The sequence below is a fragment of the Gemmatimonadota bacterium genome (assembly GCA_016713785.1).
In the GTDB taxonomy this organism is placed as follows: domain Bacteria; phylum Gemmatimonadota; class Gemmatimonadetes; order Gemmatimonadales; family GWC2-71-9; genus JADJOM01.
The window spans coordinates 577,487-594,513 of the sequence record JADJOM010000002.1 but is presented as its reverse complement, the minus strand read 5'-3'; the positions used below and the strand labels follow the sequence as shown (position 1 = coordinate 594,513).

Below are 17,027 nucleotides of genomic sequence, written 5' to 3'. Positions count from 1 at the left end.
AACGCCCAGCGCTTTAGCGCTTGCGCAGTGCCGAGCCGCGAGTTTACTCGCGGGCCGGCGAGAAGGGGCGTTCTCCCGAGCGGAGCGAGGAATCCCTTGGCGTCCGCGCCGGACCCGGGCGCTCCGCGCCCTCGGGATGACAGCCAGTGGGGCTGGTCCCCTTCCCCCTCCCCCCTTCCCCTTTTCCCCTGTTCCCGTTTCCGTTTCCCTTTCCCTTTCTCTCTTCCCGCTTCCCGCCCCCCCCCCAGTCGCCGCTACGCGGCCCTGAAGGGCGCTCGGTCGCCGCTTCCCCTTCCCAGTGAGAACCCCACCCCCCACGCCGCGTTACTCACACGAAGGGGTCGCACACCGCGCACCTCGACACCAAGGGGAGGATCCAATGTCCGCCGCATCGCAGCGCACCCGTTCGCCCTGGCTTCTCGTCGCGCTCCTCGTCGTCCTGTCCGCCGCCACCAGCGCCTGCGGCAAGAAGGAGGAGGATGGCGGCTACTCCATCCCCACCGAGGAAGCCACGATCCAGAGCTGTCCGGACGGGACCGAGGACTGTACGGCGCGCTGACGACCGCAGGGCGGACATGGAAAGCCGAAGGGCCGGCGCGGTGCGCCGGCCCTTCGTCGTGTCGGTCCCCTGCCAGGGCTAGTCGTACGTCACCTCGAGCAGGTCGAGCTCGATGTAGTCGTACGCCCCTTCCGGCGCGTGCCACCGGCCGGTGCCGCGCCCCGCCAGCCGCGCCGGCGCCCTCCCCTGTTCCCTTTTCCCTTTTCCCGCTTCCCGCTTCCCGCTTCCCGCTTCCCGTTTCCCTACCTGGCCTTGAGCGGAAAACTGAACATCGCCGGCGGGTCCGACAGCCGCTGCCCGCCCACCGCCGTGTACAGCCCCATCGCGGCGCGGTTGGCGGGGCTGGTGAGCACCCACGCCTCGCGGCAGCCGAGCTGCTTTGCGTGGTCGAGCAGGCACTGCAGCACCTGCTGGCCGATCCCCTGCCGCTGGTGGGTGGGCGCCACGCCCACCTCGTTGATCCACAGCTCGGCCGGCTTGTCGGGATGCACGTAGTGGACGCCCGAGGCGAAGCCGACGATCACCCCGGCGTCGAGCGCCACGGCGATGTGGTGCCGCGGGTCCTGCAGGAACTCCCGGCACAGCGCCGGGTCGGGGTCGTGGTCGAAGACGTCGGCGGCGGGGGTGGCCAGGAGGTGGGCATCGCCGGCGCCGAGGAGCCGAAACTCAACTGCCATGAAGGACGCTCCGTGAGGGGCTTCGGGTCAGGCCCAAGTGTGCAGGGACGCGGCGGGTGCGGCAAGGGTGGCCGTGGCCCGTCTCCTCAGAGATTCAGAATGAGGCGCAGCCCATCGTCGACCTGGTCCATCAGCCGCCCGGGCAGCCTGGCCAGCGGTTCCCGGAGGTATCGGGCGTCGATTGTTACGATCTGCGAGACGTTCGCCACGGAGTCGCGGGGCAGGCCGGTGGCGCTGGCGGGCAGCAGGACATTCCCGGGGGCATCGAGCAGCCGGAGATTGGCGCTCAGCGCGAGGGTGACGACCGTCGGCAGCCGACTGCGGTTGAATGCATCAGCCTGGATCACCAGCAGCGGGCGGCGGAAACCGGGTTCGGATCCGCGCGGTTCCGGGAGCTCCCCCCAGACCACCGTCCCACGTTCCGCTACCACTGGTCGCGCGGAAGCGAGCGGGCCTGCAGCTCCTGCACCACCGGGTCGAGCGTCCCGGCTTCGCTGGCGTAGACCGCATTCAGGCGGTCCGTGAGCTTCCGGGCCTGGTGCTTGGCGACGTATTCCGCGATCGCCGTGGCGTACAGCTGGCTGCGGGAAACACCGAGCCGGCCGGCCAGGGTGTCGGCGGACTTGAACAGCGCGTCAGGGATCGAGATGGCCGTCTTCATACCCGAGTATAACTCACGGCACACCACGCGTCAAACCCGTGTGCACCGCCTGGCTCACCCCGCCTGCGGCCCCGGGGCCAGCGTCCCCGCCGCAAGGAACATCCACCCGAAGAAGAGCTCCTCCACCACCAGGTCGGGGAGGTGCGGGGCCAGCTGCTCCCACGGGGCGTCGTTGGGCACCGGCGTGGTGGGGAACGAGATCCGGGGAAAGGCGCGCCGCAGCAGCGGGTTGAGCAGCCAGCCCAGGCGGCGCCGCGAGGTCTTGGCGCCGAAGAACACCACCCGCGCCCCAGTGCGCAGCCGCGGCAGCACGTTGGCAAGCGCGGCCGGCGAGGCGTAGACGTCCGGGGCGCCGAACATCAGCGCGCCGTCGAAGCTGCCCTCCAGCACCGCCGTCTCCGCCGCCGCCTCCACCACCCGCACGTTGCGCCACTGGTGGTGCGCGATCCGCCGGTGGGCGTTGAGCGCCACCTCGGCGCTGATCTCCACGCCGACCACCTCGCCGGCCGGACCCACGGCCTCCACCAGGAAGGGGAGGCTGCCCCCCGGCCCGCAGCCGAGGTCGAGCACGCGGGCGCCGGGCGTGAGGCGGAGCAGCCCCACCCCCCTGGCGCGGAGCGGCTTGATGAACGCGATATCGAAATCCGGGAACGGCCGGATCAGGTGGATCAGGGCGCGGAAGTAGCCCGGGGTCTGGCTGGTGCTGGCCATGCGACCGATCCGAAATGGGTGGGGTGCGGCGGCTACACCTTGAGCGCGCAGCGGAACCCGCGCGCCGCGTAGTATGACTGGGCGCCGTTGTGGTAGGTGAAGACCGTGTCGTAGCGCCGGTCGCAGAACAGCGCGCCGCCGAGCGCGCGGATGGGGGTGGGCGTCAGGATCCAGCTCGACGTGGCCAGGTCTACCGGGGCCAGGGCCTGGAGGTCGCGGTATTCCTGCTCGGTGAGCAGCGTGGCGCCCATGGCCTGGGCCAGGGCGATGGCGCTGGCCTTGGGCGGGCGTTCCTTGCGCGAGGTGCGCGCTTCTTCATCGTAGCAGGTGCTGCGGCGGCCCTTGGGGCTCTCGGCGGCGCAGTCCATGAACGTCACGGCGCCGCTCTTCTTGTCGTGGCCCGTCACGTCCGGCTCGCCGCCGGTGCGTTCCATCTCGCTCAATGACCAGAGCTTCTCGGGGTTCTTCTCGAGCCGCGCCAGCACCGTGGCCCACGTGAGACCGGGGTGGCGGGCCGGGTGGCCCTCGAACCGGGCCTTGAGCGTGGCGAGGAGAGCGTCGCGCTGCTTGGGGTTGAGGGAGGGGGACTTGGCCATGGAGAGGCTCGGGTGAGGGGTCAGGTCACGGGGCGCACGCGTGGGATGACGGCCGGCTCAGGGGTTGTCACACACCGGCGTCCCCTCCTGGGCGGGCCTGCACCTGCTGCGCTCTGCGGTAGAGCAGCCAGGCGACAACGGACAGCACCGCTCCCGCGGTGACGACGTTCCTGGCCCCGTGCAGCCCGAAGACGCCGAAGAGGAAGCCGAGCAGCCCGATCATCAGGCACGCCACCCCGAGCACCAGGCAGGCGGCGGCAAGCGGCACCGCGGTGAAGTCGGAGAGGCGGAGGTCGCCGGTCTCGGATTCGGGCATGGTGGGACCTCGGTGCAGGGCCGGCGCGGGCACGGCAGTCACGCTTGAAGGTTCGTCGCCGGCGGGCGGGCCGCAAGGAGGGTGGGAGAGGGCGGGGACTGCGATGGGGTCAGGGTGGCGTCAGGGGCCAGGAGGGCTGCCAACGCAGGGAGGACTCCCGTCGGCCGCGGGTGCCGGTGGCGTGAACTAGCTGGCCTTGCTCCCCTGCGTGTAGACCCGCACCGCCCAGGCACGGACGGCGGCGGCATCCGCCGTGTTCACCCCGTCGCAGTGGTCGCAGCAGCAGGGCGATGGCGGTACCCTGGTGCCGCGCGACAGCAGCCACTCGGCGATCCGCATGGAGAGGTTCCGGCGCCGCGGCGTGGGCGTGTCCCCGAAGTAGGCGGCGATCCGGTCGCGCACGCAGCCCCCGCTGGCGGTGGCGATGCGGCGCATCTGCCCGATGGCCGCGAGCTTGGCGGCCAGCACCGCGGCTCGGGCCTCCTCGTCGCCGGGGGCCATGTCCGCCGTCTTCCCGGCCATGAACCGCAGGAGCCCCGCGTCCCGTTCGCTGGTGAACAGGAGCGCGATCGACGGCGCGCCGTCCCGCCCCGCCCGCCCGAACTCCTGCAGGTAATCCTCCGCGGAGGCGGGATGCTGCCAATGCACCACCAGCCGCACGTCGGGCACGTCGAGCCCCATGCCGAAGGCGTTGGTGCAGATGATCACCCGGGCGGGGGGCTCGGTGCGCCCGGTGAACCGGCCCAGCAGCATCTCGCGCTCGGTGGCCGTGCCGAGCTTCGAGTGGTAGAACGGAAGGTCCCACCCCGCCGACCGGAGGCCCGCCTGCAACTCCTTGCCGGTGTTGACGGTCGGCACGAACAGCATGGCGCGGCCGGGGGGCATCACCCGCAGCATGTCGGCGATGCTGGGATACCGTTCCTCATCCTTGCGGACCTCCAGGCGGAGGAACTTGATGTTCGGCCGGTTGACTCCCGTCACCACCACCCGGGCATCCGGGATGCCCAGCGACGCGAGGATCCGCCGCTGCCCCTCGGCGCCAGCGGTGGCGGTGAAGGCCAGCACGGGCGGGTTGCCGAGGGCCTGGCGCACGGCGCCCAGCTTGCCGTAGTTGGGCCGGAAGTCCCGGCCCCAGCGGTCGATGCAGTGTGCCTCGTCGATGACCAGGTAGCTGGGCCGGGCCCGGCTCACCTCGGCCACCTCGGCCTGGCGCACCATCCCGGGGTCGAAGCGCTCGGGGGTGCAGAAGAGGAATTTGACCGCGCCATCGTGCAGCAGCTTGTAGCGGATCTTCTTTTCGAGGGGGCTCAAGTCGCCGTTGATGAAGGTGCTGGGGATCTTCTTCATCTGCAGCGAGGCCACCTGCTGGCTCATCAGCGCCTTGAGCGGCGACACGATGAACCCGCACCCGCGGGTGAGCAGGATGGGGATCTGGAAGCAGAGCGACTTGCCGGAGCCGGTGGCGCTCACGAACAGCAGCGACTCGCCGCGGAGGGCGGCCAGGATCACGTCCAGCTGGGGCGCGCGGAAGCGGGGGACGCCGAGCAGCCGCATGGCGGCGCCGACCGACTCGTCGATTCCGGCGAGCTCCTGCTGGCGGTCCAGGAGACGTGCCACCCAGAGCCCCCAGCGCTCGATCATCCGGCGGGCGAGGGTGCCCTGCAGGTTCGGGTGGCGCGCGGCGTGGCAGCCGTCGCACAGCGTGATCAGGTTGGCGGGGTCATCGTCCCCGCCGGCGGCGCGGGGAATGAGGTGGTGGACGTCGGCCTCGCCCTGGGAGCACTTCTCACCGCAGTCTCGGCAGGTGTGCCCATCCCGCGCGAGCACGATGGCGCGGATGGCTCGCCAGCGGGCGAGCTCGGCCGGCGAACCAGGCACAAGCGGTGGCTCCTGCGGCGTCTGTGGGATCACAGGGCAAAGCTATGGCAATTCCGGTGCGGGGACGAGCCGATGATAGCCGTGGCCGGCCGGGTCGCTCGATGCGCTTGGCACACCGCGCGCGACTATCCATCACGACCAGGGCCCTGAGGGGCCCACCGAATAGGCTGGAGATGCGACTGCAGGCGACCTCGTACTATCGAAGATCTCGTGCGCTTCGCAGGGGAGAAGTCCAGATACGCTGGTTTGGCAGCAATCGATCGGACCCTTGGGCACCGGCTTGGGATTCTACGCGGGGATGACTGCAGGCATCAGCAGACATGCGGCCGTTGTGCTCAAGGACACAGCACGCGGGATCAGTGCGGCCGCCTCGATGGTGGGGTGGCAGGTGTCGGCGGACTCGTGACGGTGGCACCCTGCCTCGGCCCAAGCGTGGCGAAGCCGGCGTTGAGCGCTCCGAGCTCGGCCCCCGTGAGGTTGGTGAACAGGGTATCGCGCGGCCCATCCTTCCGAGCCCGCACCCACAGTCCGGAGTTCTTGCCACTTCTATACCATTGCATCACCGTGGTCGCGTCCAACGCGTGTCGCCGCGGATCCCGGGCGCTCCGGCGGATAATGGCGCTATCCGTGATGATGAGCGCCTCGCTCCAAGGCAGGCCGTGAGGAACGAACACGTACGCCGCCACCTCGTCGGGCTGTAGGCTCCCGTCGGCGCGGGCCTCTGCAATCAACGCAGGGGGAATGGTCGCTCCCGTCGCGCTCAAGCTGGGCGGCGCTCCCCCCCTCAACGTGTTCAGCCCCTGAAACGCGGCCCAAAGCGCAACTCCCAGCCCTGCGACGCCCATGACGATCCCCAGGGTGATCCACTGGAGCCGCCGGCGCCGCTTTCGCCGGCGTACCTCGCTCGGGGCCAGCAACGCATCCGGCGTACGGGCAAGAGCGAGTTCGCCGGCGAATTCCTTCGCGGTCGGACGATCGCCCGGCGATTTGGCCAGTGCATGGTTGACCGCCGCGACCAGGCGGTCGGGAAGTTCCGGCCGCAGCCTGGAAGGTGATGGGGGCGTCTCGAGAATCTGCTTCGCCAATAGGCCGGAGGTCGTCGCGGATGCGAACGGGAGCTTGCCCGTCAGCATCTCGAAGAGAACTACCCCGAGCGAGTACACGTCCGCGCGCCCATCGACCGCTTCGCCCAGCGCCTGCTCCGGGCTGAGATACTGCGGTGTGCCGATCACCACGCCAGTGCTGCGGTCACTAGCCCGGCCGGTGATCAGTGAAATCCCGAAATCGGTCACGATGGCATGGCCGTCGGCATCGAGCAGGATGTTGTCCGGCTTGACGTCGCGATGCACCACACCGCGGGCGTGAGCGGTGGTCAGCGCCTGCGCCACTTCGTGCGCCAGCCGCGCGGCCGCTGCGGGGGGCAACGGGCCTTCGCCGGCGAGGCGTTCCGCGAGCGAATGCCCTGGAACCAGTCGCATCGTGAGGCAAAGCAGTCCGTCACGGATCTCCGCGCCGTACAATGGCACGATGTGGGGATGCTCGACCGTCGCGACGATGCGCGCTTCGCGGAGGAATTGCTCCCGGTTGTCGGCGCTGGAGGCGCGCGACGCATCGAGCACCTTGATGGCGACGTCACGCTCCAACACCGGATCGTGGGCGCGGAATACCGCGCCGAAACCGCCGACGCCGAGCACACCGGTGACGTCGAGCTGGCCGCGAAACGCATCGGCCAGGCGCCGCTGGAGTTCGGCAATATCCGGGGGCATGGAGGACACTCCTTCGATTCATGCTCCAACATGGACACGCCAGAATGCAGCATGTTCTCCGGGCTGCCTAACGGCCGCGCATCACCTGCGTGGCGGGACACTGAGCAAGAACCTATCCGCCACCGTGGGGCTCATCTCTGCCCGGAGCACGGCCATGGCCGCGCCACGTCTGGTGCATTCGCCTCTTAGGCATCTGCGTCGTGCGCGCTGTCACTGCGTGGGCTTCACCACCATCAGTGCCAGGGCGCCGAGCGGCGTGAGAATGGCCGCGAGGCCCCACAACTCCCAGCGCAGCGACAGCCGACGGTACCGGGCCGGTTCCCACGGCTCCCCAGCGGCCGCCGCACGAGCATAGGCAAGGAGCTGGCGCTGCAGGGGGGCCACTTGGAAGGCAAAGGCCAGCCCGGAAAGGGCAAATAGCACGATGGCCTGCCAGATCCAGGCGGTCCGGAGGAGCGGAAGCTCTCCAACGACTGCGGCCGCGACTCCAGACACGACGATCAGGAGGACACCGGGTAGGGTGAACAGCCGGTCGCTCCGGATGATGCCATCGAGCGTATGGGCGATAATGCGGGGGTCGGCGGAGCGGTCGCCATGGGCCTTCCAGAAGAGACCAGTGACAATGTTTCCGAGAAACAGGACAACGGAGACAATGTGAAGCGTCTTGATGGCCAAGTACATGGGAGCTCCAGTGGCGGACCGAGGAGACATTCGTGAGCCATGTACGCGCAAGGCGGACCGGAGGATTCACACGGTCACATGCGGGGAGTGCTAGGTGCAATTGGAGTAGACATTGTGCACCGGTGGCGGATCTCCGCCAGGCGCCGCCGCGGGGTCGTGAAGCCCAGGGCTGTCTGGTGCCGCTCGGTATTGTCGTACCGCAGCCAGTCCGGGAGCGCCTGCGCCCGTTGCAGCGACGTCCGATAGGCAGCCGCATAGGCCCAGCTGGCGAGACAGGTCCGGATGAAGCGTTCCGCCTTGCCGTTCGTCTGGGGCGGTAGGGCTGGGTCCACACGTGCCGCTGGGCCAGCGCCCAGCGCAGGCTCTGAAACCGCGCCCTGCGCTTCCTGCCGCCGAAAGCGGTTATGATCGCCCGTCTGGCCCCCCCCCGGGCGCGCAATCCACCGCGTCGCCGCCGCCAGGACGGCCGTGGTGCTCGGCGCGGTGGACCAGGGGCTTCGGCGCGAGGGCCCCGAGCCGGGCCAGCCCCAGCCGCCGCGGCACGTGCGCGACTGTCGACACCGGGCGCTCCAGCGTCTGGGCAATTGTTGATGAGCTCCGCCGCTGGGGCCGCAGCCGGGCGATCTGCCGCCGCCGATGCCGCGGCAGGGTCCGCGGCGATTGGTGCGGCCGGCTGAAGTGGTTCTCCAGGCCGGCAGCGCCTTCCTCGCGCCACCGGGCCACCACTGCCGGACAGTGGTGCCACGGAGCCCCGGTCCCCGGGGGCCCTGCCCGAGGGGTTCCCCACCGCCCAGCCGGGCGACCATCCGAGCTCGCCCTGTGGGGGTCGGTCGCGCTAGGTTGGGCGTGTTCACTGAGTCCTCTGGCGATCCCCCGTTGAGTGGAGCCCAGGCAACCCCAGCTTGCCGCGCCACGGCTCAGTGAACACCCTTCTCAGCAGTTGCAGACGAACGGGACCACATCATTCGTGGCGGACCCCGAAGGTGTTACCCATCTTCCTGGATGCCTGTGTTACCCATCAGCCCGGTTGCTCACTCATGCCAGAAACGCGTCCGCCCTTCGGCGCAACACAAAGGCGATTACCGCACCTTCTGCCAAGGACCCAACAAGCAGGATGGCCAGCTCCAGAATATTCAGGAGAACAGGCTCCCCGAGAAGGGTATGGTAGATGAACCATTCTTGGAACAGCCAGTACATGAGCCAGGTGGCTAAGCCCCAGAACAGGCCTTGCCTCAACCAAGTGCTGCCCGGTATCGCGGGGCAGAGGAGAGAGAACAGCCAGGAATGGATCGTGCTCAAGACCACGAGCCCAGCTACGGAAACCGGAATATTCCTGTGCGGGGTCACTTCAATGAACAGCGCACTCTGAATGCTGGGATTGTACAGGATGCCGCGGACGGGCGGGCTTGAGAACAGCGCCCCCAGGATGCCGTTGCCGACAAACCCGCCCAGGAGTCCGGCGATGACCACCTTGCGAAAGGGATGTCGCATGTCGGGCTCTCTTTCCGTGGAAGGGAGTGCGGTGCGCAGTAGTGCGCGGGTACCGTTGGCGCCTCACGCCCGCGCCTAAGTGCACGCGCTGGCTCGGGGAGGCCAGTGACGGCACAACTGGTCGGCCGGGCCCTGACTGACATCGCCGCGAAGAGTGGACACGCCACGCAGAATCAGTAGCATGGCTGAGGCGGTCGGGACTCATACGCCCCCTTGCACCGACCGCTCAAACGGCCACTCCTGGCTGAGCAACCGGAGTAGCTTTCGTGTCGCATGCCACCCTTCCGCTCGGCCTCGTCGAGGCTCCCCTGCGGAATCGTGAGGAACCGCGCCGCTTCGTCGCTCAGGCAGGCATTGGGGTTCTACTGCCCGGGTCGCCGATCCGCTACGCCGGGGCTAGCGCCGCTGAACCGCCGGATCTCAGTCACGACCGGGGCAAGTTGGTCCACCCACGGGACCAGCCGCGCGCCTGGAATCGTACGCGCTTCGATGCCCGTACCAGCGAGGTCCCCCCAGCCGGCGCGCGTGAACGCAGTGAGGTAGTCGCCGGTCGGCTCGCGCCACGCCCCCTCCAGCCCGGGATGGAGCAGCAGGACGGGCGTGCGCGTGGCGCCGTGTTCCGTGCGGATGTCGCTCGCATGGTACTCGAGGAGGTAGCGGATCCACACGTGGAGGTCCGGCCTGGCGGCTTGGCGCCACAGCCGTAGGCCGAGGACCGGATCCGCCGCATAGTCCGACGGCAGGAAGTTGTTGTCGTCCCAGGTTTCCCGGGTCACGGTGCGGAACCACCCCTGGGAGAAGGGCCCGTCCACGAATTCCACGCGCTGCTCCGCCGTCATGGCGCGCGGTCCGGCGAATCGCGCCGACCCTGCCAGCAGCACCACGGCCCGCACCCGATCTGGCAGCGCAGCGCGCAGCCGCAGGGCCAGTTGCGTCCCCGTCAGCCAGTGCCCGACGACCACGATGTCGCGCAGGTCTTCCCGGGACACGAGGTCCTCGATGGCGCGTTGTGCCCCCAAGGTCCACGTCTGTGCCCCGTAGCTCGTGCCGGCGGGCGGTGTTGGCGGTGGCGCCGTCCCGTCGAAACCGGGCAACGTAACCGCCACCATCGTGAACGAGTCCGCCAGCGCCCTCATCAGTGGATCGAACACCGATGCGCCGAAGCCGAGGCCGGGGATGAGCAGCATGGTCTGCGGGCCCGTCCCGCGCCGGACCACGGCTCCCAGCGTCCCCAAGGGCACGGTGCGGATTCGCTGAGGGGTGACCAGATTGTTGCGGGTCGAATCCTGCTCGTGGATCCTCGGCACTGCCTCCTGGGCTCGCGCCTTTGTCGCCGGCACGGTGCACGCGATGGCAAGGAGGGCGATGGTCGCCCGCATCGAGAGCTTCGGACGATTGTGCGCTGGCTGTTTGCGCACGTGTGTGGTCCCGGATGCGTGGCTCATTGGCCGAACTGTACCAGGTGATGGTTGACATGACGGTAGGCCCACCGGTGCCAGTCCCAGGCGGACATCGGGCCGAACAGGCGATGCCGGGCGGGGAGCTGGTCGGCCGTCGCGCGCGCGACCTGCCGCAGGCTGTCCAGTGCACGCCGCCGATCCTGCTCGAAGTCGCCCGGCCGGGTGCCGTCACGCCTGGGATCCACGCCCGGTCGCGTCGCCATGCCCCGCGCCCACGGAAGGGCGGTGTACAGGGCGATCCACCGGGCGAGCGTCCGGGGACGGATGGGCGGGCCGTCGGCCGGGATGCGGACACTCAGCACCGCCTCGTGCGCATCCCCCAGATGACACAACATCTCGGCCGCCGTCAGGGTTCCCCAGCGGTTGCGGGTGTCCGGGTGGAGGCGTTCCAGGCGTGCCAGGAGCAGCTTCAGCACGTGCGGGTCGGCGGCGGTGTGCACGATGCGATCCTCGGCAGAGCAGGAAAAGGGCGCGGCACGGCTTGTTGTGACACCAGATTGATATATCATACTGGTATATCACGCAAGGGGGAGACATGGCCCGCAAGGCGAAGACGCGGTTTCTCGTACTGGGACTGATGAGCCAGGGGCCGCGGACCGGGTACGACGTCGCGGTCGCCCTGCGGGAGGCGAACGCCTTCTTCTGGCACGAGACGTTCAGCTCCATCTACCCGATGCTCGCCCAACTCGAGCGCGAGGGACTGATCCGTGCGAAGCCGGAACGCCGCACGGCACGGAAGCGGCGCAGCTACACGATCACCGCGCGCGGCCGGGCCGCGCTCCGTCTCTGGCTCGCGGAACCCCCCGAACCGGATGTGGTACGTAACGAGCTGCTGCTCAAGCTCTCGTTTGGCGACGCCACGGACCCTGCCGTCCTCGCCGGGCACGTGCGTTACTACCTGAAGCGACAGGAGGCGGCGATGACGCGGCTCGACGAGGCGGATTCCCGTGTCGCCAAGACACCCGCATCGAAGGAGCAGCTGCTGCTCTGGCGTCTCACCGTGGATCTGGGGCGGAGGGTCACCGCGGCCCGGCTGGCCTGGGCGAAGGAGGCGGCGGCCCGACTTGATCGACTGGGAGGGTGACGTGACTGGCCATGGAGCGTCCGATTTCGTGGCCGGCGATCCCGGGGCGATTCAAACTGCACGGCGCCCTTGGCGTGGGTCTTGAGCGCGCTGTTGTCTTCCAGCTCCTTGGAGCGATTGGTGTGGGCCGGGAGCCCATTCACGACCGGGTAGGCCCGAACCGGCTGCCAGCCGGCGCCTCCTGGTGGTCCTACTTCGGGGAGGTCCGCCTTCCACCCATGCAGCGCCCCGAGGGCCCGCATCAGCGGACCCATTGGCGCCGGCGAATGACGGGCGCGGGGGGGCCGGCCGGCGCTTCAGCGCCTGATGCCGAGCCGCGGCTTCAGCCGCGAGCTCGCCGAGGCCCGAGCCGCCCTCAGGGGATTCCTCGGTCGCCCCGCTCCCTCGGAATGACGGGCGCGGGGGGGCCGGCCGGCGCTTCAGCGCCTGATGCCGAGCCGCGGCGTTAGCCGCGAGCTCGCCGAGGCCCGAGCCGCCGCGCCGCCACGATCGAGAACCCCGCCACCGCCGGGAATCCCAGGATCAGCATACCGTCCAACCACAGGCCGTGGGGCTCACCCCGCTGCCAGCGGGCCCAGACCGCCACACAGGCCGCCAATGTCCCCAATGCGCTGATGCCCACCACGCCCCACAAAACCCCGCGAACGCGCCGGTAGGTGCGCCCCGCGCAGGCCCCGCAGACCATCCGGCCCTCGATCAGGAACCGGGCCCCCGAATCGATCGGCGCGCCGCAGCGCTCGCAGCATGAGTCGCGGATCTGCCGCAGCCTGTGCACCGCCGCCCGCCGGAGCAGCGACGGCGCCGCGAGCCCCGCGGCAATAGCCACGGCCACCGCCACCGCAATCACGGACATGGTTGAGCGCCCCGGTTCAATGGACCGTAGCCATCACTACGATGGCGACCGCGCCGGCTTCGGCTCGTGCACCGTGGTGATGATCGCCTCCTCGCCATCCGCCCCCACGAACACGGTGGTCAGGCCGTAGCGGGTCCGGATGTAGATCTTCCGGAACCAGCGGTGGTAGCTGAGCAGGAAGAACATCTGGCCGATGGACGGCTGCTCCAGCTCCTCGGCCGGGATGGTGAGCTCCACCGTCGTGTCGGGGCGGATGCCCCGGAACCCCGAGTAGAGGTAGGTGCTGTCGAGCAGCTGCCGCCCCGCCCGGTCCCACAGGAAGTGCCCCTCGCCCCCGAACACCAGCACCCCGTTGGCCTGGTAGGCTGGCAGGAAGGTCACTCCCACCCCGTCGCCCGGCAGCCGCCGCACGTACCAGTTGAGCCGCACCCGCCCCTCCGCGAACGGCGGCGGCAGCTTCGCGTAGGTGTGGTGGAGGGCCCGGGCCACCCCGGTGAGCCGGCTCGAGTCCACCGGCGCCACCGACGACCGCAGCGGCCGCCCATCCCCACCCTCATAGTGGAACACGATCCGGTACCGGTCGGTGGCCGGGTCGAAGCGGCCGTAGAAGGCGTGCCACCGCCCGTCCACCGTGTCGCAGAACCATTCCGGGCCGAGCTGCTGCAGCAGCGCCGGGTCGGCCGCCATCACCGAGTCGCTGCTGACCCAGGCGAAGCGGTCGTACCGCACCAGCCACTCCGCCGCCGCGCCGGCCGGCCCCACCCGCTCCACCATGGCCCGCGCCAGGCTGTCCTCCTGGGCCGCGAGGGGCGTCGCTCCCGCCGCCACCAGCATCACCGCCGCGAGCCATACACGCATGTGCCGTCGCCTCCAGCCGCCCTCAAGGGATTCCTCGGTCGCTCCGCTCCCTCGGAATGACGGGCGGAGGGCTACCGCCTTACCGCCCTACCGCCCTACCGCCACTCCCGAAGGGGGCTCGGTCGCCGACCGACCGTCCTCGATCCCGGACACTCCGCCCCCCAAAGTGTCCTCGCACAAGACACGTGCCACGGCGCCCATCAGAAAGAGGTCGTCACCGCCTGACCAAAGCACGCCGAACGGTCACGCGGTGCGGACCTCCCCAACATTCACGCCGCCACACGGAGGCGCAACCGCGGCCGATCCTGCCACCCCCGCGGCACGTCGGCGCACGGTCGGCGCACCAGATCCCCCGCCCCGGTCCGGGAGCCGTGCCGCGCAGTCAGGCTGCATACGCACGCGGTCAGCTGCATATGCGGCCCGGTCACACGCTACTGCAACGCCGTCAGGCCCCCGTCAAACGCCGTCACGCGCCGCCTAACCGCTTGCAGGGCAACCGGCAACGCGGTCACGCCCCGGTGGAACGGTGTCCGGCCGGCGTGCAGCACGGTCACGCCCCCGTGTAACGCGTGCCGGCCGCCATGTACGCCCGGCAGGGGTGCCGGTAACGCCGTCAGGCGCGCGTGCACCGCGGTCCCATGCATGTGCCGCGCGGACCACCCGCCGCACGACACCGGCACGGGACGGTGCGCCCGCCGGCGTGGCACACCCGATGCTTCTCCCCCTACCCGGCGCGGGATCGGGCCCGCGTCGATACCACCCCATCGCGCCCCCATGCGCGGAGGAGGCCCGGCAGTTCACGTCGGCATTCACAAGGAGGAGGGTATGCAGAAACGGATTCAACGCACGCTCGACACGGGTCGGCGCTCGGTGCAGTTCGCCCGGGCCAACCCCGATGACCACCCGGTCATCACCGCCACCGTCCAGGCGCTGGACGCCCAGCTCGCGCGCGCCGAGGAGCTCGCCACCCAGGCCGAAGCCGGCCGCACCGACGCCACCGCCTCGAGTCGCGGCAAGGCGCGGGTGCGCGCCGCCATCCACGACGACCTGGCGCTGCTGCAGCCCTTCGCCGCCCTGGCCGCCGACCGCCAGCCCGACACGCTGCTCGCCTTCGAGCTGACGCCGCTGGCCCGGGGGCGCGCCACCTTCATTGCCGCGACCCACGCGGTGCTGGAGCGCGCCACCGCCCACGAGGCGCTGCTGACCTCCCTCGGCACCCCGGCCGACCTGCTGCCCCGCATCGCCGCCGCGCTGGCCACGTACGAGACCACCGACGGCGTGAAGGAATCGGCCGCGCAGCGCCGCATCGGCGCCCGCGCGGAGCTGCACCAGGTGGCCCGGCAGATCCGCCTCTCCATCCGCTACCTCGGCGCCCTCTACCGGGTGCGCTTCAAGGGCAACGCCGAGAAGCTCGCGGCCTGGACCAGCGCGAGCAGCCCCCACGGCCCGATGCCCACGCCCAAGCCGGAGGAAGGGAAGGCGGCGTGACATAACAACGGGAAGCGGGAAGCGGGAAACTGAAAAAGTGAAAATGGAAAAGGGAAAAGGGAAAGCGAGGAGAGTTCCCCTCGCCTTCCCTTTTCCCTCTTCCCTCTTCCCGCTTCCCGCTTCCCGCTTCCCGGCAGTTTCGCTTCCAGTACCAGGCCTCAGCTCGCCCCGAACGGCTGGATCACCACCCGCCCATTGTGCCGCAGGTGCGGAATACCCGACGCGATGGCGCGCGCCGAATCCAGGCTCGGCGCCACGAGGATGAAGTAGCCGGTCAGCCGCGCCGGCTCGGGCATCACCTCGGGCGCCGCCGCGCCGCCCCGGCCGAGCGCGGCCGCGGCGGGCAGGAGCTCGGCGCCCTCGACCAACTGCCCCCGCCGGCGCAGCGCCGCCGCCCAGGCACGGTACTCCTCCACATAGACCTGTTCGGCGCCGGGGGGCGGCGGGCGGAATCCGGCATCCTCGTAGAGCAGCAGCATCCAGCGCTGCCCGGTGGGTACCTCGCCGGCGCGCGCTGCACTGGCGCGGCCGCCCAGGAACGCCGCGACCAGCGCCGCCGCCGCCAGCCACCCGCGGCCCCACCGCCGCCCCCCAGGTATCGTGAGTGCGCCGCGAGCCCGGAGTGTCGCCAGCACCCGCCGCTCCAGGTGCGCGGGCGGCTCCGGGACCGGTCCCAGGACCCGGGAGCCGTCCGGCCGGCCCACAGGATCGTCGGGGGCCGGGCTCATGCAGGGCTCCCTTCCGGCGCCAGCCACCGGCGCAGCACCCTGCGGGCTCGGGAGAGCTGGCTCTTCGAGGTACCGACGTCGCGGCCGGTGATCATGGCGATGTCCTCATGGGTGTATCCCTCGATGTCGTGCAGCACGATCGCCTCGCGATAGCCCGCCGGGAGCGCCGCGATGGCCTGGGCAAGATCGAGCCGCACATCCAGCGGGGGCTCGGCCGCGCCGGGCCGGGCATCCGCCGGCAGCCGCGCGCCACCGGCCCACTCGCGGTACTGTTCCCGCGCGCGATTGATGAGGATGCCGGTGAGCCAGGTGCCCAGGCTGGCGCGCCACCCGAAGCCGGCGAGCCCGGCGGCGGCCCGCACCCAGGTCTCGTGCACCAGGTCCTCCGCCACCCCCGCCCCGGTCGTTCGTCAGGCGAACGGCGACCCGGAACAGCCGCGGCGTGTAGCGCCGGTAGAGGTCGCGGAAGGCCCGCTCCTCGCGGGTGGCGAGGAAGGCGGCCACCAGCGCGCGGTCCGATGTCGCGTCGCTCATGGCGCGGCGGCCGCCGCTCCCGCGAAGGCGGGCACCACCACCAGCAGGTTGGCGGTGGGCTTCCCCGGGTCGACCACCATCCCCCCCTCCAGGCCCGGCACCCCGGCATGCCCCACCTGCTCGTTGGTGAGGTAGGGGGCATAGATCATCAGGTGCGGCCGCCAGGCCCCCGCCGGCCGGCCGGCATCGCTGATGAGCTGCTGGCGCGAGGACATCATGTACACCACCGCCATCCGCGATGGCAGGCGGAACCGCCCCTCGAGCAACCCGCGCGCGATGTCCGCCTCGACCTCGGCAACGGACCGGCCCTGGTGCAGCAGCTCGGTGCGCCGCATCTCCATCGGCAGGATGGTCGCCGCGGCCTCCGCATCGTAGCAGGCCGGCTCGAGGGCGGCGGGCCAGCTCCTGCCCACCAGGCACGCCGCCGTGGTAGTACCCGAGTCTCCGATCACCCACCCGGCCCCGGTCAGCACCCAGATCCGGGCCCCGGCGGCGACGGACGCCGGCGCGGCGCTGCGCGCGAGCACCATCTCCTCCATGGCGGGGAGCAGCGGACGCGGCCCGGGGCGCCCGGCCCCGGCCGACTGGGCCGCCAGGGGCGGGACGACGAGGGACAGCAGTAGGACGAGTGCGCGGCACATGGGAGGCTCCCGGTTGGCTGGTTGCCCATGAGTGCGGCTGCCGGC

At 70.5% G+C, this 17,027-nt stretch carries 21 protein-coding genes; 3 read left to right on the top strand and 18 right to left on the bottom strand.

All coding sequences use genetic code 11. The annotated features are described in order from the left end of the window. Positions 1-379: 379 nt before the first annotated feature. Positions 380-559, top strand: coding sequence for a hypothetical protein (locus IPJ95_07015; GenBank protein MBK7923372.1), 180 nt, complete (start codon positions 380-382; stop codon positions 557-559). A 242-nt stretch (positions 560-801) separates the two neighbouring features. On the opposite strand, the gene IPJ95_07010 is transcribed toward IPJ95_07015, so the two are convergent. The 13 genes from IPJ95_07010 to IPJ95_06950 all read right to left on the bottom strand — a co-directional run bounded on the left by IPJ95_07010 (position 802) and on the right by IPJ95_06950 (position 11,236). Beyond that, positions 802-1,236 carry a GNAT family N-acetyltransferase gene (locus IPJ95_07010; protein MBK7923371.1) on the bottom strand — a complete coding sequence of 145 codons (435 nt, stop codon included), beginning with the start codon at positions 1,234-1,236 and terminating at the stop codon, positions 802-804. Positions 1,237-1,322: 86 nt separating this feature from the next. Continuing rightward, entirely contained in the window at positions 1,323-1,667 is a 345-nt protein-coding gene (locus tag IPJ95_07005; protein ID MBK7923370.1) for a type II toxin-antitoxin system PemK/MazF family toxin, read from the bottom strand. Then, entirely contained in the window at positions 1,661-1,897 is a 237-nt protein-coding gene (locus IPJ95_07000; protein MBK7923369.1) for a hypothetical protein, read from the bottom strand. Before IPJ95_07000 ends, IPJ95_07005 begins: the two co-directional genes overlap by 7 nt. Positions 1,898-1,951: 54 nt before the next feature. Further along, complete coding sequence (locus IPJ95_06995) at positions 1,952-2,608, bottom strand: class I SAM-dependent methyltransferase (protein MBK7923368.1); 657 nt, start codon at positions 2,606-2,608, stop codon at positions 1,952-1,954. A gap of 32 nt (positions 2,609-2,640) precedes the next feature. Continuing rightward, positions 2,641-3,204 (bottom strand): DUF4256 domain-containing protein, encoded by a 564-nt coding sequence (locus IPJ95_06990; GenBank protein ID MBK7923367.1) that lies wholly within the window; start codon positions 3,202-3,204, stop codon positions 2,641-2,643. Between the two features lie 67 nt (positions 3,205-3,271). Further along, the gene (locus IPJ95_06985) at positions 3,272-3,520 is read right to left on the bottom strand and encodes a hypothetical protein (GenBank protein ID MBK7923366.1); all 249 of its coding nucleotides are present in this window, start codon (positions 3,518-3,520) and stop codon (positions 3,272-3,274) included. A gap of 186 nt (positions 3,521-3,706) precedes the next feature. Then, entirely contained in the window at positions 3,707-5,347 is a 1,641-nt protein-coding gene (locus IPJ95_06980) for a RecQ family ATP-dependent DNA helicase (protein MBK7923365.1), read from the bottom strand. Between the two features lie 407 nt (positions 5,348-5,754). Beyond that, positions 5,755-7,164, bottom strand: coding sequence for a serine/threonine protein kinase (locus tag IPJ95_06975; GenBank protein ID MBK7923364.1), 1,410 nt, complete (start codon positions 7,162-7,164; stop codon positions 5,755-5,757). A gap of 210 nt (positions 7,165-7,374) precedes the next feature. After that, a complete protein-coding gene (locus IPJ95_06970; GenBank protein MBK7923363.1) occupies positions 7,375-7,845 on the bottom strand; it encodes a DUF2269 family protein in 471 nt (156 codons plus the stop codon). Between the two features lie 74 nt (positions 7,846-7,919). Then, positions 7,920-8,177: a transposase gene (locus tag IPJ95_06965; GenBank protein MBK7923362.1), complete on the bottom strand. Its 258-nt coding sequence runs from the start codon at positions 8,175-8,177 to the stop codon at positions 7,920-7,922. A 703-nt stretch (positions 8,178-8,880) separates the two neighbouring features. Then, the gene (locus tag IPJ95_06960; protein ID MBK7923361.1) at positions 8,881-9,336 is read right to left on the bottom strand and encodes a hypothetical protein; all 456 of its coding nucleotides are present in this window, start codon (positions 9,334-9,336) and stop codon (positions 8,881-8,883) included. A 362-nt stretch (positions 9,337-9,698) separates the two neighbouring features. Then, positions 9,699-10,715: an alpha/beta fold hydrolase gene (locus IPJ95_06955; protein ID MBK7923360.1), complete on the bottom strand. Its 1,017-nt coding sequence runs from the start codon at positions 10,713-10,715 to the stop codon at positions 9,699-9,701. A 62-nt stretch (positions 10,716-10,777) separates the two neighbouring features. Further along, positions 10,778-11,236 carry a hypothetical protein gene (locus IPJ95_06950; GenBank protein MBK7923359.1) on the bottom strand — a complete coding sequence of 153 codons (459 nt, stop codon included), beginning with the start codon at positions 11,234-11,236 and terminating at the stop codon, positions 10,778-10,780. Positions 11,237-11,331: 95 nt separating this feature from the next. Here IPJ95_06950 and IPJ95_06945 point away from each other — a divergent pair, with 95 nt between their 5' ends. Beyond that, positions 11,332-11,880: a PadR family transcriptional regulator gene (locus IPJ95_06945; GenBank protein MBK7923358.1), complete on the top strand. Its 549-nt coding sequence runs from the start codon at positions 11,332-11,334 to the stop codon at positions 11,878-11,880. 445 nt (positions 11,881-12,325) lie between these two features. On the opposite strand, the gene IPJ95_06940 is transcribed toward IPJ95_06945, so the two are convergent. Both IPJ95_06940 and IPJ95_06935 read right to left on the bottom strand, forming a co-directional pair. Further along, entirely contained in the window at positions 12,326-12,733 is a 408-nt protein-coding gene (locus tag IPJ95_06940; GenBank protein MBK7923357.1) for a hypothetical protein, read from the bottom strand. A gap of 36 nt (positions 12,734-12,769) precedes the next feature. After that, positions 12,770-13,591 (bottom strand): hypothetical protein, encoded by an 822-nt coding sequence (locus IPJ95_06935; GenBank protein MBK7923356.1) that lies wholly within the window; start codon positions 13,589-13,591, stop codon positions 12,770-12,772. An 825-nt stretch (positions 13,592-14,416) separates the two neighbouring features. Between IPJ95_06935 and IPJ95_06930 the strand changes: the two genes are divergently transcribed. Continuing rightward, positions 14,417-15,079, top strand: a complete 663-nt coding sequence (locus IPJ95_06930) for a hypothetical protein (GenBank protein ID MBK7923355.1) — start codon at positions 14,417-14,419, stop codon at positions 15,077-15,079. Between the two features lie 158 nt (positions 15,080-15,237). Here the strand turns inward: IPJ95_06930 and IPJ95_06925 are convergent, their stop codons facing one another. The 3 genes from IPJ95_06925 to IPJ95_06915 all read right to left on the bottom strand — a co-directional run bounded on the left by IPJ95_06925 (position 15,238) and on the right by IPJ95_06915 (position 16,982). Continuing rightward, positions 15,238-15,807, bottom strand: coding sequence for a hypothetical protein (locus IPJ95_06925; protein ID MBK7923354.1), 570 nt, complete (start codon positions 15,805-15,807; stop codon positions 15,238-15,240). Then, entirely contained in the window at positions 15,804-16,199 is a 396-nt protein-coding gene (locus IPJ95_06920) for an RNA polymerase sigma factor (GenBank protein MBK7923353.1), read from the bottom strand. Before IPJ95_06920 ends, IPJ95_06925 begins: the two co-directional genes overlap by 4 nt. Before the next feature lie 138 nt (positions 16,200-16,337). Beyond that, entirely contained in the window at positions 16,338-16,982 is a 645-nt protein-coding gene (locus IPJ95_06915) for a hypothetical protein (protein MBK7923352.1), read from the bottom strand. Positions 16,983-17,027 lie beyond the last annotated feature (45 nt).

What these genes read in the sequence shown, in the direction of transcription:
- IPJ95_07015 (MBK7923372.1), top strand. Translation starts at nt 380, where the DNA reads ATGTCCGCCGCATCGCAGCGCACCCGTTCGCCCTGGCTTCTCGTCGCG.
- IPJ95_07010 (MBK7923371.1), bottom strand. Translation starts at nt 1,236, where the DNA reads ATGGCAGTTGAGTTTCGGCTCCTCGGCGCCGGCGATGCCCACCTCCTG.
- IPJ95_07000 (MBK7923369.1), bottom strand. Translation starts at nt 1,897, where the DNA reads ATGAAGACGGCCATCTCGATCCCTGACGCGCTGTTCAAGTCCGCCGAC.
- IPJ95_06995 (MBK7923368.1), bottom strand. Translation starts at nt 2,608, where the DNA reads ATGGCCAGCACCAGCCAGACCCCGGGCTACTTCCGCGCCCTGATCCAC.
- IPJ95_06990 (MBK7923367.1), bottom strand. Translation starts at nt 3,204, where the DNA reads ATGGCCAAGTCCCCCTCCCTCAACCCCAAGCAGCGCGACGCTCTCCTC.
- IPJ95_06985 (MBK7923366.1), bottom strand. Translation starts at nt 3,520, where the DNA reads ATGCCCGAATCCGAGACCGGCGACCTCCGCCTCTCCGACTTCACCGCG.
- IPJ95_06975 (MBK7923364.1), bottom strand. Translation starts at nt 7,164, where the DNA reads ATGCCCCCGGATATTGCCGAACTCCAGCGGCGCCTGGCCGATGCGTTT.
- IPJ95_06970 (MBK7923363.1), bottom strand. Translation starts at nt 7,845, where the DNA reads ATGTACTTGGCCATCAAGACGCTTCACATTGTCTCCGTTGTCCTGTTT.
- IPJ95_06960 (MBK7923361.1), bottom strand. Translation starts at nt 9,336, where the DNA reads ATGCGACATCCCTTTCGCAAGGTGGTCATCGCCGGACTCCTGGGCGGG.
- IPJ95_06955 (MBK7923360.1), bottom strand. Translation starts at nt 10,715, where the DNA reads ATGCGGGCGACCATCGCCCTCCTTGCCATCGCGTGCACCGTGCCGGCG.
- IPJ95_06945 (MBK7923358.1), top strand. Translation starts at nt 11,332, where the DNA reads ATGGCCCGCAAGGCGAAGACGCGGTTTCTCGTACTGGGACTGATGAGC.
- IPJ95_06940 (MBK7923357.1), bottom strand. Translation starts at nt 12,733, where the DNA reads ATGTCCGTGATTGCGGTGGCGGTGGCCGTGGCTATTGCCGCGGGGCTC.
- IPJ95_06935 (MBK7923356.1), bottom strand. Translation starts at nt 13,591, where the DNA reads ATGCGTGTATGGCTCGCGGCGGTGATGCTGGTGGCGGCGGGAGCGACG.
- IPJ95_06930 (MBK7923355.1), top strand. Translation starts at nt 14,417, where the DNA reads ATGCAGAAACGGATTCAACGCACGCTCGACACGGGTCGGCGCTCGGTG.
- IPJ95_06925 (MBK7923354.1), bottom strand. Translation starts at nt 15,807, where the DNA reads ATGAGCCCGGCCCCCGACGATCCTGTGGGCCGGCCGGACGGCTCCCGG.
- IPJ95_06915 (MBK7923352.1), bottom strand. Translation starts at nt 16,982, where the DNA reads ATGTGCCGCGCACTCGTCCTACTGCTGTCCCTCGTCGTCCCGCCCCTG.